This window comes from Chryseobacterium sp., from assembly GCF_022869225.1.
Taxonomy (GTDB): Bacteria; Bacteroidota; Bacteroidia; order Flavobacteriales; family Weeksellaceae; genus Chryseobacterium.
Map to the genome: position 1 here is coordinate 3,503,252 of NZ_JALIHL010000001.1, position 14,566 is coordinate 3,517,817.

At 37.8% G+C, this 14,566-nt stretch carries 14 protein-coding genes; 6 read left to right on the forward strand and 8 right to left on the reverse strand.

Features of this window, described 5'->3' with window-relative positions; genetic code table 11:
- Positions 1 to 149: 149 nt before the first annotated feature.
- From MUW56_RS16400 to MUW56_RS16415, 4 genes are all read right to left on the reverse strand, one after another.
- Positions 150 to 626, reverse strand: a complete 477-nt coding sequence (locus tag MUW56_RS16400) for a hypothetical protein (protein ID WP_292014192.1) — start codon at positions 624 to 626, stop codon at positions 150 to 152.
- The gene (locus tag MUW56_RS16405) at positions 627 to 1,127 is read right to left on the reverse strand and encodes a DUF2199 domain-containing protein (RefSeq protein WP_292014193.1); all 501 of its coding nucleotides are present in this window, start codon (positions 1,125 to 1,127) and stop codon (positions 627 to 629) included.
- A 35-nt stretch (positions 1,128 to 1,162) separates the two neighbouring features.
- Complete coding sequence (locus tag MUW56_RS16410; RefSeq protein ID WP_292014194.1) at positions 1,163 to 2,749, reverse strand: patatin-like phospholipase family protein; 1,587 nt, start codon at positions 2,747 to 2,749, stop codon at positions 1,163 to 1,165.
- 149 nt (positions 2,750 to 2,898) lie between these two features.
- On the reverse strand, positions 2,899 to 3,798 hold the full coding sequence (locus tag MUW56_RS16415) for a CorA family divalent cation transporter (protein WP_292014195.1): 900 nt from the start codon (positions 3,796 to 3,798) through the stop codon (positions 2,899 to 2,901).
- A gap of 72 nt (positions 3,799 to 3,870) precedes the next feature.
- Here MUW56_RS16415 and MUW56_RS16420 point away from each other — a divergent pair, with 72 nt between their 5' ends.
- Entirely contained in the window at positions 3,871 to 4,893 is a 1,023-nt protein-coding gene (locus tag MUW56_RS16420) for a 3-oxoacyl-ACP synthase III family protein (protein ID WP_292014196.1), read from the forward strand.
- A gap of 205 nt (positions 4,894 to 5,098) precedes the next feature.
- Here MUW56_RS16420 and MUW56_RS16425 read toward each other — a convergent pair whose 3' ends face one another.
- Positions 5,099 to 6,259, reverse strand: a complete 1,161-nt coding sequence (locus MUW56_RS16425) for a thioredoxin fold domain-containing protein (protein WP_292014197.1) — start codon at positions 6,257 to 6,259, stop codon at positions 5,099 to 5,101.
- A 300-nt stretch (positions 6,260 to 6,559) separates the two neighbouring features.
- Here MUW56_RS16425 and MUW56_RS16430 point away from each other — a divergent pair, with 300 nt between their 5' ends.
- On the forward strand, positions 6,560 to 8,185 hold the full coding sequence (locus MUW56_RS16430) for a tetratricopeptide repeat protein (protein WP_292014198.1): 1,626 nt from the start codon (positions 6,560 to 6,562) through the stop codon (positions 8,183 to 8,185).
- Positions 8,186 to 8,564: 379 nt separating this feature from the next.
- Here the strand turns inward: MUW56_RS16430 and MUW56_RS16435 are convergent, their stop codons facing one another.
- From MUW56_RS16435 to pruA, 3 genes are all read right to left on the reverse strand, one after another.
- On the reverse strand, positions 8,565 to 8,774 hold the full coding sequence (locus tag MUW56_RS16435) for a hypothetical protein (RefSeq protein ID WP_292014199.1): 210 nt from the start codon (positions 8,772 to 8,774) through the stop codon (positions 8,565 to 8,567).
- A 267-nt stretch (positions 8,775 to 9,041) separates the two neighbouring features.
- The gene (locus tag MUW56_RS16440; RefSeq protein ID WP_292014200.1) at positions 9,042 to 9,257 is read right to left on the reverse strand and encodes a cytochrome C551; all 216 of its coding nucleotides are present in this window, start codon (positions 9,255 to 9,257) and stop codon (positions 9,042 to 9,044) included.
- A 336-nt stretch (positions 9,258 to 9,593) separates the two neighbouring features.
- Positions 9,594 to 11,219, reverse strand: a complete 1,626-nt coding sequence (pruA, locus tag MUW56_RS16445) for an L-glutamate gamma-semialdehyde dehydrogenase (RefSeq protein ID WP_292014201.1) — start codon at positions 11,217 to 11,219, stop codon at positions 9,594 to 9,596.
- Positions 11,220 to 11,626: 407 nt separating this feature from the next.
- On the opposite strand from pruA, the gene MUW56_RS16450 reads away from it, so the two are divergent.
- The 4 genes from MUW56_RS16450 (at position 11,627) to ureC (ending at position 14,552) form a co-directional block, all read left to right on the forward strand.
- Positions 11,627 to 11,992 carry a hypothetical protein gene (locus MUW56_RS16450; protein ID WP_292014202.1) on the forward strand — a complete coding sequence of 122 codons (366 nt, stop codon included), beginning with the start codon at positions 11,627 to 11,629 and terminating at the stop codon, positions 11,990 to 11,992.
- Positions 11,993 to 12,145: 153 nt separating this feature from the next.
- Positions 12,146 to 12,448 (forward strand): urease subunit gamma, encoded by a 303-nt coding sequence (gene ureA / locus MUW56_RS16455; protein ID WP_065398656.1) that lies wholly within the window; start codon positions 12,146 to 12,148, stop codon positions 12,446 to 12,448.
- Positions 12,449 to 12,460: 12 nt separating this feature from the next.
- Entirely contained in the window at positions 12,461 to 12,829 is a 369-nt protein-coding gene (gene ureB / locus MUW56_RS16460) for an urease subunit beta (protein WP_292014203.1), read from the forward strand.
- 1 nt (position 12,830) lies between these two features.
- Complete coding sequence (ureC, locus tag MUW56_RS16465; protein WP_292014204.1) at positions 12,831 to 14,552, forward strand: urease subunit alpha; 1,722 nt, start codon at positions 12,831 to 12,833, stop codon at positions 14,550 to 14,552.
- Positions 14,553 to 14,566: the final 14 nt, after the last annotated feature.

A 14,566-nucleotide genomic window follows, 5' to 3' on the forward strand; every position in this document is an offset into this window, starting at 1 on the left:
ATAAGAAACGGCTCACCCAATTGTATAATACATGATCAATAATTTCCTCTTGCCGTAAACATTCCCATGGATAGTAAAAACATTATAATAGAGAGAAGACCTGCAGAGATGCCTGTGAAGAATGGATCGTGATGAATTGACTTCATATTTTAGTTCATATATTTTTCATTAAACGTATGAAGATCCAGAGCTTGCTCCTGAAAATAATCTTTGAATTGATCAGATAAGGTTTTATCTCTGAATTTAACAATAGTATATCCACTGTCAAAAGCAATAATTTCCAAAAGACTTTCCTGAATAAAAAAATGATCGCTTTCCCATACCTGGGAATCTTCAGCACATAAAGTAGAGATTAGTGTACTATCAGGCTCAATATTACTTGGTACAGCAGTTATGATTCCCCAAATGATCTGAGGACTGCTTTCATAAAGCTGTTGAAATTGTTGATGATTTAAAACAAAGAAATCTTCATCAAAATGAATAGGGACCGGCTGGCCATTAGGTATAAAATCTAGATCCGTCAAAATCCAGCGGTAAGCAGCCAGATCATTCCATATAGGTTTTAGAACTTCCCGGAGATTCGTATGGAATTTTACTTTTTTGGTACTTCTGATAATCCAGTTCATTTATTTCGTATTTAAAACCCTGCCGATCCTTTTCTCTGCCTCCTCTTTTGTAATTCCATTATAAAAGTCATGCACAAAGGGATGATCATAACTTTGATGAGGAAAAACAAACGGACGGCCTATAGAATTGTTTACCACAACTGTTGTAGGAATGGTTTCCTGAAAATCATAATCCGGAAGATAAGTAGAAAGCCATCCGAAATATTCCGCTTCAAATTCTTTATTATCATAATTTTCAACATATTCATTAAAGTTCTTTTCACTCAGTGAAACCCAGATTCCGTAATCCAGGTCTCTGCAGTCATCGGTGACTTCCTGTACAAGAACTGTACGGATAAATCTATGAGTGTATTCAGAATCTTGAACGACGCATAAATCTGAAGAGAGTTCAGCATTCTTTAATTCTTCATCAGATAAACAGGAATAAAAATAAGGAGCGTCATAAGCTAACGCCGGCCAATCCTCTTTTTCTTCTCCGCAGCATTGGCAGATGTATTTCATATCGGTGATTTTTTTGCTAAAATATTTAAAAATCCTTATCCTACCGTAGGAGTATCCTCTTCTTTGAGTATCTTTTTCTCCTTCATGGAAAGCATCATTCTTTCATATTTGTATTTTTCCCAGTCAAATTGATGAAGAAAATCTAAAGCTGCCTGAAAGCCCCTGTTGAAGAGCTCTTCTTTCTCTTCTCTTTTCATAAAGAAATTCAGCCAGCTGCTGGATCCGCAGTTCACGGTTTGTATGCTGTACTGGCGGTAAAAACTATGTTTGGTAAGAAACATTTTATCATTAAAACCCTTTAAGGTACTGATGATATTTCCGGCATAGCTGAATGGGGTTTTAAGGATTTCTTCACTTGTTTTTCCTTTTTCAGAAAGAATAGCGGAATCGTTGGTGAGCTGTACGCCAAAAAGAGGCATCCTTGGATAAAAAACCTCGTCCGCGTGGAAAAGGTCAATAGGAAAATTGGATATGCTGCCCCCATCAATAAATATACCTACAGGGTTAATATCCTGCTGCTGGGTACTCATCCAGAATTTCCAGGCATATTTCACAGAATCTTCTTCCTTATTGATTTTTTTCTGAAAAGGCTCAAAAAAGAAAGGGACAGCCATGGAGGCTCTCACAAATTCTGCCGGGCTGGTGTGTTTCAGTTCCTCTTCAGACCAGTACAAATTAGCCATGGTGGGAAGCTCTACTTTAATTTTAGCATTGATATCTGTTGTAATGACTACATATTCAGATTTAAGCTGATAAAAAGGATTGTTTTTATAATAGTCATTATTGACAGAACTCTCATAGAAAATTTTGTATCTGGTCTCATCAATATGTTCCAGATTCTTAGCTTTTATCTTTTCAATGCTTTGCAAAGCTATGGTGTAGTATTCCTGCCTGTTTCCGGACCGGTAGCTGAGGTTAAGGTCATGTTCTTTCCGGATATATTTTTTATTGAGATGGGCTACGGTCTCTATTCCAAAACCATCAAGAGCATTTTTCATGGTGTCCATAAAAACATTTCCGGGATTGAGGCCACTGTTTTCTTTTCTGAAGTTATGGTATAATTTCTTAATTCCGAAAAAGAGAATAATGGCGGGTACCAATGGAATGAGAAACATAAGTTTGGCACGTGTTATGGTTTCTGATGGAGCCGTAAAAGGAATACTGATGAGAATAATGAACAGGGCTGCAGTAATAATGGCATTGATTTTAAAAAAATCCTTATTGTTCAGCATAGCATGGAGCGTTGTTTTCACATAGGTCTTTCCATCCATAAAATCAGCAAAGTCCCAGCTGAACAGGATATCCTTAATCACATCACTTTTAGCCTCTTCTTTTGTTCTGCAGGCCGCAATGAGCATTGTGTTAATAGCGCCGGCACTGGTTCCCGCTACTTTTAGAAAACGGATCCCGAAGCTTTCAAGACCATAGAGATAACCTACCAATGCGCTTCCCCATACACCACCGCCTTCCTGCACAAATTCCACGTACTGATGCCCATACTCATCCAAAAGATCTGAAAATTCTTTAGACGAAATGCTTTCATGCAGGGCAATAAGCTTTTTTTTAGACTCTTCTGAAAGAGAAGGATCATCCAGCATTTTATTAAGATCTTCAGTGTTCATGGTCTTTGTTTTTTGATGTATGGGAAACACAGGGTCATTTTCCTGTCCGTTTCTTTAAATAAATTTTGTCGAAGATAAAATCCTTTCTTTTTAAAATTCAATAAAACCTTTTGCGTCTTTGCATGATCTTAAAAAACATTTTCTGCAAATTACCACTGTCTGCGTCTTACATAAATAAACGTACTGATCACTACGGTGGCCATAGCTCCCAATGTTATAAAATAACCATATTTATGATGAAGCTCAGGCATATTGTCAAAGTTCATCCCGTAAACCCCGGCAATAAAAGTGATCGGTAAAAAATAAACTGAATAGATCGCCAGAACCTTCATCACCTGGTTAGCTTTTTGATCCGAAAGCGCCAGGAACATAGAGATAAGGTTGGTGATTTGGATGTTTAGATGGTCAAAATCGGCCACTACATCTTTATGTTTGTCTTTTAAATCGACAATTTCAGAGTCCTGCAGGTTCAATAGCTTAAATTTGTCAACCGCATCCGTGGAAATGACCAGGACCCGTGAATTTAATCCTGATTTTCGTTTCAGCTTATAAAGCCGCCGGATCTGGCTGGTATGATTGGTGTTTTTAAGGAATATCTCATTTTCTATATTGTCCATAGTCTCAAATAAGCTTAGAGATTCATCATCAAAACTTTTCATAATCAATATAGCGATCATTAAAACAATCTTTTCGGGGGTAGCGTCTTCCTGTATCATTGAGACCTTTTTCTTGGTCTCAGAAATACTTCTGGTTTTCATCCTGTGGATAGTGATAATGGTATTATCCAGTAAGAAAATTCCAATCTTAGTACTGATGTCACTGATGGTATTGAGGTTTTTTCTTTCCAGCTCTGTACTTTCACGGAGGAGAAAGAATTTTACATTCCCGTCTTCTTCATATTTGGGAAGGTGGTTAGGATCCATGGTATCTTCCAGAAGAAGATTATTGATTTCATAACGTTCATGAAGAAATTTCAGGTCTTCTGCTGTAGGAGCCTCTACATCTACCCATTCGCACTGGGAGCTTCTGTATATCGTATCAATTGGCATAAAGTAAAAATACTAATATTTTGAAATACTATGTGTTAAATAAGTTTATCTTTGCCAAAATTATAAAACTATATGATTAAAAGTACAATAAAAGGTGTGGGATTTTATGTTCCAGATAACGTTGTTACAAATGATGATTTAGCGAAACTAATGGCGACGAATGATGAATGGATCACAGAAAGGACAGGCATCAGGGAGAGAAGACACAGAAAAAACAGAAATGATTCCCAGGAGACCACTGCTTATTTAGCTTTTAAAGCAGCAGAAAAAGCGATTCAGAATGCAGGTCTCACTTCTAAAGATATTGATTACATCGTTTTTGCCACCCTTTCTCCGGATTATTATTTCCCGGGATGTGGGGTATTGCTTCAGGATATGCTGGGGTGTGATACCATTGGGGCATTGGATGTAAGAAACCAGTGTTCAGGGTTTGTATACGCTATGAGTGTTGCCAATGCGTTTATCAAATCCGGAACCTATAAAAATATTTTAGTCGTAGGAGCGGAAGTTCATTCTTTCGGCCTGGATTTTTCAGATGAAGGGAGAGGCGTTTCCGTAATTTTTGGAGATGGGGCAGGAGCTATTGTTCTTTCTGCTACAGAAGGGGAAAATACCGGCGATGTTTTGGCGGTCAATATGCATTCTGAAGGAAAATATGCTGACGATCTGTGTACTCAGTTCCCGGGTTCGAAGTTCGGCTGGAGCGACAGGATGAGAAAAGATCCTGAACATGTAACGAATAAAGAAGTATATCCGATCATGAACGGAAACTTTGTGTTTAAGCATGCTGTAACAAGATTTCCGGAAACAATGATGGAAGCCCTGAATAAAGCAGGAAAAACGGTTGAGGATCTGGATATGTTCATTCCCCATCAGGCCAACCTGAGAATTGCTCAGTTTGTGCAGGAAAAATTCGGGCTGCCGGATGAAAAGATCTTTAATAATATTCAGAAATACGGAAATACAACAGCTGCTTCTATTCCGATCGCTTTAAGTGAAGCGATTGAGCAGGGGAAAATTAAAAGAGGAGACCTGGTCCTTCTTTCAGCTTTTGGAAGCGGATTTACCTGGGGAAGTGTACTGTTTGAATACTAAGATAACAAAAGAACAAAATAGCTTATTGATATCTTATAAAAATATTGAAAACCCCTATTTTCACTTATATCACAACTGAAGACGTGAGAATTCCCTCTTCCGGAGGGGTGGCGAAAATTCAAAGAATTTTTGACGGGGTGGTTCCACAAAAAAAAATCCGCAGTCCAAAGATATTCTGCGGATTTTTTGCTTTATGTAATCCTACTTAAAGGCTTTTCAATAATTTTTCTGTGTCAGAAGAATCCTGTCCGGTACTTTTTGCAAGCTCAATAGACTTTTCAGCCCACATTTTTGCATTTTTCTTGTCACCAATCTTATTGTAAAGATTTGCTAAAGTATCGGTATTGGCAAAGTTCTGGTCTTTTTTCACAGATTCCTGTGCCCAGCCAATTGCTTTTTCAAGAGACGTTTTGTTGCTTACATTTTCAAAGAAGTTCCACGCCAGGGAATTCAGTTCCTCAGAGCTTGCAGCAGAATAGTCCTGGTACAGCTCAAGAATTAATTTTTCGTAAACAGGAATATCTTTGTTTTTTAAAGCCCTGTTTGCTTTCATTCTTTTAAATACCTTTTCAGCTTCATCTTTCTTGAGGAATTTCTGGGTTTCCGCCATGAAATAAGTTTCATTCCAGCTTTTTGTATCGGCATTATAAGCTTTTTTAGCAATCGTGTTCAGTTGTATATTTTTGTCCAGTTTTTCGTATTTATCTTCCGGCAAGAACTTTAGAATATCCGCTTTCTTGTCCTGAAATATTTTATATAAAGGACTTTCCGTACTCTGTGTCCCGGCAAGAAGTATCTGGATATCTTCCTGATCCAGCGTTGTTTTTTGGCCGAAATAACGGTTCAATACTTTACCGGCAAACTCAGGATCATTGTAAATAGTAAGCCCTGCCAGGTTTTTTAGAAATTCAGGGTCCTTTTCTCCATTTTCAAATTTTTGCTTTAATGAAGTGAGCCTTTTATTTGGGTCTCCGGCGTCTTTTGCAAACTGGATAAAGTCATTTTCCTCTACATACCCCAGTGTTCTATGTACGGTCTCCCCATTGGGATCAATGAATAAGTAAGTAGGAAATGCTTTTACATTATATTTTTTCGCAAGCTCGATCCCTTCACCTTTTTCCATATCAATTTTAGCATTGATGAAGTGGGAATTGTAATAGTCGCCTACCGTCTTCAGTGGGAAAATATTTTTAGCCATCAGTTTACATGGTCCGCACCAGGAAGCATAGGCATCAATGAAAATCAGTTTGTTTTCTTTTTTTGCCTTAGCCAGGATAGACGCAAAGTTGCCGTCTTCAAATTTAATTCCCTGTGCAAAGGCCAAAATTCCTATAAATAAAGAAGAAACTAGAGATAATTTTTTCATAAAAAACTTTTTGTTCATTACAAATGTAATAAATATGATGACAATTAAGACGTTCATATCGAAAATAATTATACCCATCTCTTGACTTTACTACAGGTATAGGTTGAAATGAAAGATGATCATATACTTTTTTGTTTTTATTATTAAAATTAATGTAAATGTCTATTTTGGTTTAAATGATTAAATTACAGGAGAATATTTTAATAAAAAATAAAATATTAGTAGTTTTGTAAAAAACAAAAAGACACCTACTGAAAAATGATGAGTTATTATAAAATTAAAATAATAATTTGTTTTTTTATGTCCAGATGTTTACTGCTGTTTTTGTTTCTATATACGACCGCTATTCCCATATCCGCACAGAAGAAAAATAATTTCGATCAGCTCTGTGAAAGGACTACCGTTATTACTGCTCATAAAAATTTATCGGCTGCCATTAAAACGGCAGACTCTCTTTACATGGCTGCGCAAACTCCGCAGGAAAAAATCAAAAGTCTGATTCTTTCTTCAGAGCTTTATCACTATTCCGGGGAATTCAAGAAGGCTATTTGTTATAGTGAGAATGCCCATGCCCTGATCAGCCGGACAGGGGATCCTGAAAAGATGATTTATATCTGCAGACTTTTAGCGAAACAGTACCGTCAGGTTGGCCTTTATGAAAGGTCCAGGAAGTATATTGTAAAAGGGATGCAGGCTTCGGAACAGATTACAGATTTTCAAAAAAGCAATGAAGCTGAAGGATTACTCCATCAGGAAATGGCTTTTTATGAGATGGAGCTGGGGAATTATTCAAATGCAATCAAATATATTGAGCTTTCGCTGAAATTTCTGGAGAAAACAGGCAATCCGGATATAGGCAAAACAATGGCCACTTCGTATCAGGTATTGGGAGATGTCTGTTTTAAGCAGAACGATTATAACACTTCTGAAAAGTACTATAGAAAAGCCGAAACACTGCTGAAGAAGGAAAGCTGTACTCTGGGGCTTATTTATAATGGTCTGGCAGGCATTCGGCTAAAGCAGAAAAACTGGAAAGATGCCGAATTTTATCTGAAAAAAGCTGAAAAAATAGCAGATACTTCCCGCAGCCTGAAGCTGAAGAAAGCCGTATATTCTAATATTAACGATTATTATGAGGGGATTGGAGACAATTTTAAAGCCTCATTGTATGCTGTGAAATATGTAAGAGCCTATGACAGCATTGCAGTCCGTATTCATCAGTTTGCATTGAAGAACCCTGAAAATGCGGCTGGCAAATCTGGTAAGAACGGGCAGATGAATGTTGCTAAAAACACAGCTATTGTTGTGTTATTTATTTCTGTAATCGGCATAATTATATTTTTTAGGACAAAACAGAAAAAGCAGCTTTCAAAATTCAGGAATATTATAAGAACAAGACTGCATCCTGTCAACAGCCTGAGCCGCGAAGCTCTACATACCAAAAAAGAAACTGAATTTTCTAATATTTCTGTTGAAGAGATTGATGAAAAAGACAGCGAAGCAGACAGGAGAAGAAATGATTCTCTGATGACTTCCGAAACAGAATCAAAACTGCTTGAATTGCTTGAAGATTTTGAAAAAGGAGATCTTTATAACAGCAAAAGTATGTCTTTATCTTTCCTGGCAGGAGAGCTGAATACCAATACAAAGTATCTTTCCTATGTGATCAACCAGCATAAAAGTGCTGATTTTAAAACCTATATCAACCGGTTAAGAATTAGCTATATTGTAGACAAACTGATCAATGATGAAAAGTACAGACAATATAAAATCAGTATCCTTGCTGACGAATGCGGCTTTTCATCACACAGTAAATTTGCAGCTGTCTTTAAAGCAGTCACCGACTTTTCACCCTCTGCTTATATTAAGCATCTCGACGCTGAAAATCAATCAGATAAAGATGTCCGTTTTCCCGAAAATGATTAAAATAAGATCATTTGTTCTATTTTGTATTGTTATTTTCACGAAAATGAACAACCTATTGTTTTTTACAAAAGCATTGCTGGACTATATTTGCGCCAGTTTTACGGGAATGATCACCACATTACACTAAAGTTAATCTCTTTTATTTCTTGAAAAATATTCTTTTCGAAATAAGTTAGTACATTTTAGCCGGACCATGGAACTTTTAATATGGAACGCGTGTATATTTCTTTATCATGAGATAGCCACGGTTCCTTCTTTTATCTCAGGGAAAGGCCTAATGAAAAATTAGGATATACAATATAATCGGGGTTGATTGCCCGGTTTTTTTTCAGTCAAGTTTTTTTAAGTGCAAATCCGCAGGTTTCTGCGGATTTGTGATTTATTTAGTCTTGGTACTGTCGGTTTTTGGTTTTGAGGTATCCGGAGTGGCTGGTGCAGGTTCGGAATTAGCTACAGCAGAATCGCCCATCCTGTTTCTTAAAGAATCTTTATCATGAGCATCTTTGAATTCTTCTCTCTTTTCTTTGTTTTGAGCGCAGCTTCCAAGAAAAAGAAGTCCCAGAATGGCTCCTATCCATAATTTTTTCATTGTACTATTTTTTAATGTTGGTATTACTCAAATATAATGATTTAATTAAAAAGATTAAAAGATTTGTTTATTAATATTCAACAGAGGTGGGCTTCAGCCCGCCTTTACAATATAAATAGATTCATTGGCTTCAGCCAAAGCTTAAAATCAAAAAAATAATTGTGCTTACTTATAAACCTTGTTCCTTCTAACTTCCAAATCGTAATAAAAAAATCTGCAGGGCTTTCATCTGCAGATTTTCCATTTTAAATTAAACATAATATTGGATTATTTTACGGGAGATAAAGAATCTTTTTTCATCTTGATACTATCAGGATTTGTCATTTTGGTAGTCATAGTATCAGTAGCTGTAGGCGGTATGTTTTTTTGCACACGGTCTACAGCTGCTGAATCACTGTTACTCGTTGACATTGTTGATTCTTTGGTCCCACAGCTCACCGCAAGTATTCCAATTCCGATGGCTGTTAACAAAAACTTTTTCATATTTATTTTATTTTGGTGTAATGGAAAAAAATCAACAATTATTCCCAAACAGGGAGAATGAATTGTAAAATATAGATAAATTTTGTTAAAAGGTGTTAGATAGCAGGTAGCAGCCTGTAGGGATTAGGAGTGGAAAAATTTTAGGATAGGAGAGTATTATAGCGTTGGGGGAACAAAGTACTTTCCGGCTACAACCCACTTTAAAATCTAAACTTTAAACGTTAACCTTTACCCTCGAATCTCACACCTGTACTTTCATAAAAAAGCCCCGAAACCGAAGTCCCGGGGCTGTATATTAGGAATAGGCAGCAATTACGTATTACCTATTACTCATGATTATCCTAAATATGGATATTTGTAATCTTTTGGAGAAACAAAAGTTTCTTTTACGCTTCTTACAGATGTCCATCTCAGAAGATTCATTTTAGAACCTGCTTTATCATTAGTTCCTGAAGCTCTACCTCCGCCGAAAGGCTGTTGCCCTACTACGGCACCAGTTGGTTTGTCGTTGATGTAGAAGTTACCTGAAGCATTTTCCAACGCTTTGAAAGCTTCATTGATTGCATAACGGTCTTGTGAGAATACAGAACCTGTCAATGAATAAGGAGATGAAGAATCTACTACTTTAAGAGTCTCTTTCCAATCCTGATCTTCATAAACATATACTGATAAGATAGGTCCGAAGATTTCTTCAACCATACTTTCGTATTGAGGATTGGTCGTTTCGATTACCGTTGGATGTACAAACCATCCTTTAGAATCGTCACATTTCCCACCGATTGCTACAGTAGCTTCACCGGAAGCATTCGCTCTGTCAATATATCCTTTACATTTTTCGAAAGAATTTTTATCGATTACAGCATTTACAAAATTAGAGGTATCTTCAGGAGAACCGATTTTGATTGTACTCATCTGAGCTTCCATTACTTTTTTCACATCTGCCCAAAGGGATTTAGGAACATAAGCTCTTGAAGCTGCAGAACATTTTTGACCCTGATATTCAAAAGCACCTCTTACCAAAGCAGTTGCTACAGCCTCTACGTTGGCAGACGGGTGGGCAATTACAAAGTCTTTACCACCAGTTTCTCCAACGATTCTTGGATAAGTTCTGTAGTTGTGGATATTGTCACCGATCATTTTCCACATTCCCTGGAATACTTTTGTAGAACCAGTGAAGTGTAATCCTGCAAAGTCAGGGTGTGCCAATACTTTTTCAGCCGTTTCTTTTCCGTCTGTAAAGATCATGTTGATGACCCCTGCAGGAAGACCTGCTTCTGTCAATACATCCATAATTACTTTTGCAGAATAAACCTGCTTATCCGAAGGCTTCCATACCACTACGTTTCCAAGCATTGCCATACAAGTAGGAAGGTTTCCTGAAATTGCGGTGAAGTTGAACGGTGTTACTGCAAAGCAGAATCCTTCCAATGGTCTGTATTCTACACGGTTCCAGATTCCATTATCAGAAACCGGCTGCTCAGCATACATTTCAGTCATGAATTCTACGTTGAATCTTAAGAAATCGATGAACTCACAGGCAGAGTCAATTTCAGCCTGGTGTACATTTTTAGACTGTCCGATCATGGTTGCTGCATTGATAACATCCCTGTAAGGCCCAGCCAAAAGATCGGCTGCCTTTAAGAAAATTGCTGCACGCTGTTCCCAGCCCAGTTCATTCCATTCTTTTTTAGCTGCCAATGCCGCGTTGATAGCGTCATCCACATGCTGCATACCACCCTGATAGTAAAATCCGAAGTCATGAGCATGATCCTGTGGAGACTGAAGCTGTACTTTTTTGTCAGTTTTTACTTCTTTTCCGTTGATGATCATTGGAATTTCTACCTTTTCAGCCCACATTTTTTTATACATGGCGATAAGGCTTTTAACTTCTGGAGATCCCGGTTCATATGAATTTACCGGCTCATTTACCGCTAATGGTACTTGCGAAATTGCTTTTGACATATTACGTTGTATTATTTTTTTTAATTTAAAAAAGTATGATATACAAATTTACAATAATTATAAGTAAAGAAAAAATACGGTCTGTTTTTGTGAAATGAACTTTATTATTCATTAATCATTATGATATAATGTTTTTTATAATATGAAATATTGAAAATAATTAATGTATTATTCAATACTTTAGATAGAATGAAAAAAGGGTTCGGCTTGCCAGAATTATAGGAATGGGGACAATCAAGTATTTGTCATAGCTCATGAATTGGTCTTAAGTGTTGTAAATAAGAGATTTACAGCCAAATGTTAAAATTGTATAAAATTGTGTTTGTTGCGATTTTGAACATTTTAAATAAATTTTTTGATAGCCGGGCTTTTGAGATTGTTTTAATTTTACATCATTATTATCAGGTATGAAAAAAAGAGTCCTATTTTTCTCTTTTGTATTATTTTTCTCAGCATTGTGTGCAGGTCTTTTTGCACATAAAGGGAAAACTCAGCCATACTCTGATATCTTATCGAAAATTCATCTTCTTCAACAAAAATCTGATCAGCAGACTCAGCCTGAAATCTATAGTTTCACAGATGCTCAGGATGTTCAGGATTCCAATGATTGGGAGAAAGTAAAATTTGATTATTCAATACTTGCACAGCAATGGCTGTACTGCTTTTTTGCAAGTTATTCTTATAATACAAGAGTTGCAGCTGTTCAAAGCTGTATCTATATTACGGCACCCCGATACATCCTGTATCATTCTCTGCAGATAGCACGCTGCTAATCCCTTTTTAAAATCTAATGATCCATAATGGTTTGTATACTTACTGTACAGATCCATTAGAATCATTCCTCATTTTACATTTTTAAACGTTTCTATTTGCCTTTACAAAAAGGCGAACAGGATACTGTTTGTCCACATTTTAAATAAAATACTATGCACTTAACACCGAGAGAAACGGAGAAGCTTATGCTATTTCTGGCAGGCGAGCTCGCTCTAAAAAGAAAGGCCAGAGGCCTAAAATTAAACTATCCAGAATCGATAGCATTGATCAGCCACTTTTTGCTTGAAGGCGCAAGAGACGGAAAAAAAGTAGCCGAACTGATGCAGGAAGGCGCGAATCTCCTTACTAAAGAGGATGTGATGCCTGGCGTGGCAGATATGATCCACGATGTTCAGATCGAAGCTACTTTTCCTGATGGAACTAAGCTGGTAACCGTACATAACCCAATCCGCTAATACTTATTGATCATGATACCAGGAGAAATTTTTGTAAGAGAAGGCACTATTATCTGCAATGAAGGCAGAGAAACGGTCAAAATAAAAGTAACCAATACGGGAGACCGTCCTATTCAGGTAGGGTCACACTTCCATTTTTTCGAAGTAAACAAAGCAATGAGCTTTGACCGTGAAAAAGCCTTCGGAAAGAGACTGAATATTGTAGCAAGCACTGCCGTACGTTTCGAACCGGGAGAAGAGAAAGAAGTGGAATTGGTAGAAATAGGAGGAACTAAAAAAGCAATGGGCTTCAATAATCTTGTTGACGGACAGGTAGATTCTGAAGAACAGAAAAAAACAAGCCTTGCAAAAGTTGAAGAATTAAACTTTAAAAATCACTAAGATGAGCTTACCCATAGATAGAAAGCAATACGCCAATATATTAGGTCCCACAGCCGGAGACAAAATCAGACTGGGAGACACTGAAATTATTATTGAAATCGAAAAAGATTTCACCCATTACGGAGACGAAGCCGTTTTCGGAGGAGGAAAAACCGTACGTGACGGGATGGGGCAGAATGTTACTGCAAAAAGAGATGAAGGGGTTTTGGACCTTTGTATCACAGGAGCCGTAATCATCGATCACTGGGGAATTGTAAAAGGAGACATCGGGATTAAAGACGGTAAGATCGTAGGAATCGGAAAAGCCGGTAACCCTGATACGATGGACGGTGTATCTCCTAATATGATCATCGGTGCTTCTACGGAAGTTCACGGTGGAAAAGGATATATTGTAACAGCCGGAGGAATTGATACCCACATCCACTATATCTGCCCTCAGCAGATCGAAACATCCCTATACAGCGGTATTACCACAATGATCGGAGGCGGTACAGGCCCAAATGACGGAACAAACGCTACTACAGTGACTCCGGGAAGATTCAACATGCAGAAAATGCTTGAAGCAGCAGAAGAGTATCCAATGAACCTTGGATTCTTCGGAAAAGGAAACTGTTCGGCAGAAGAACCTATCGAAGAGCAGGTGGAAGCCGGAGCTTTAGGCGTAAAAATCCACGAAGACTGGGGAGCAACGCCTGCGACAATTGATGCCGCCTTAAAAGTGGCAGATAAATATGACGTTCAGGTAGCTATCCACACGGATACTTTGAATGAAGGAGGTTTCTTAGAAGATACCATGAGAGCGATCAACGGAAGAGTAATCCATACATTCCACACGGAAGGTGCAGGTGGAGGACACGCTCCGGATATCATCAAAGCAGCCATGTACCCGAACGTACTCCCTGCTTCTACCAACCCAACACGTCCTTACACGATCAATACAATCGACGAGCACTTAGATATGCTGATGGTATGCCACCACTTAAGCAAGAATATCCCTGAGGATGTGGCGTTCGCAGATTCACGGATCCGTCCTGAAACGATTGCAGCAGAAGATATTCTTCATGACATGGGAGTTTTCAGTATCATGAGTTCTGACTCTCAGGCTATGGGAAGACCGGGTGAGGTGATCACTAGAACCTGGCAGACGGCAAGTAAAATGAAGGAGCAGAGAGGTGATCTGGCTGAAGATAAAGATAGCGGAAATGACAACTACCGTACCAAAAGATATGTAGCAAAATATACGATCAATCCTGCGATTGCACACGGTATTTCAGAATATGTAGGATCTATTGAAGAAGGAAAATTGGCGGATTTGGTCATCTGGAAGCCTGCATTATTCGGAGTAAAACCGGAAATGATTGTAAAAGGTGGATTTGTAATTGCTGCTAAAATGGGAGATCCTAATGCTTCTATTCCAACTCCTCAGCCCATTATCTACAGAAATATGTTCGGTGCTCACGGAAAAGCTAAGTTCGGGACTTGTGCCAATTTCGTTTCTCAGATTTCTATTGACAACGGAACAATCGATTCCTATAAATTGGAAAAAATGATCCTTCCTGTGAAAAACTGTAGAAATATTTCCAAGGCAGATCTTATCCATAATGACAAAACTCCTTTGATTGAAGTGAATCCTGAAAACTATAAAGTAACGGTAGATGGTGAGTACATCACCTGTGAACCGGCGGAAACACTTCCTTTAACACAGTTGTATTACTTGTTTTAAAATAAACCTTCTAA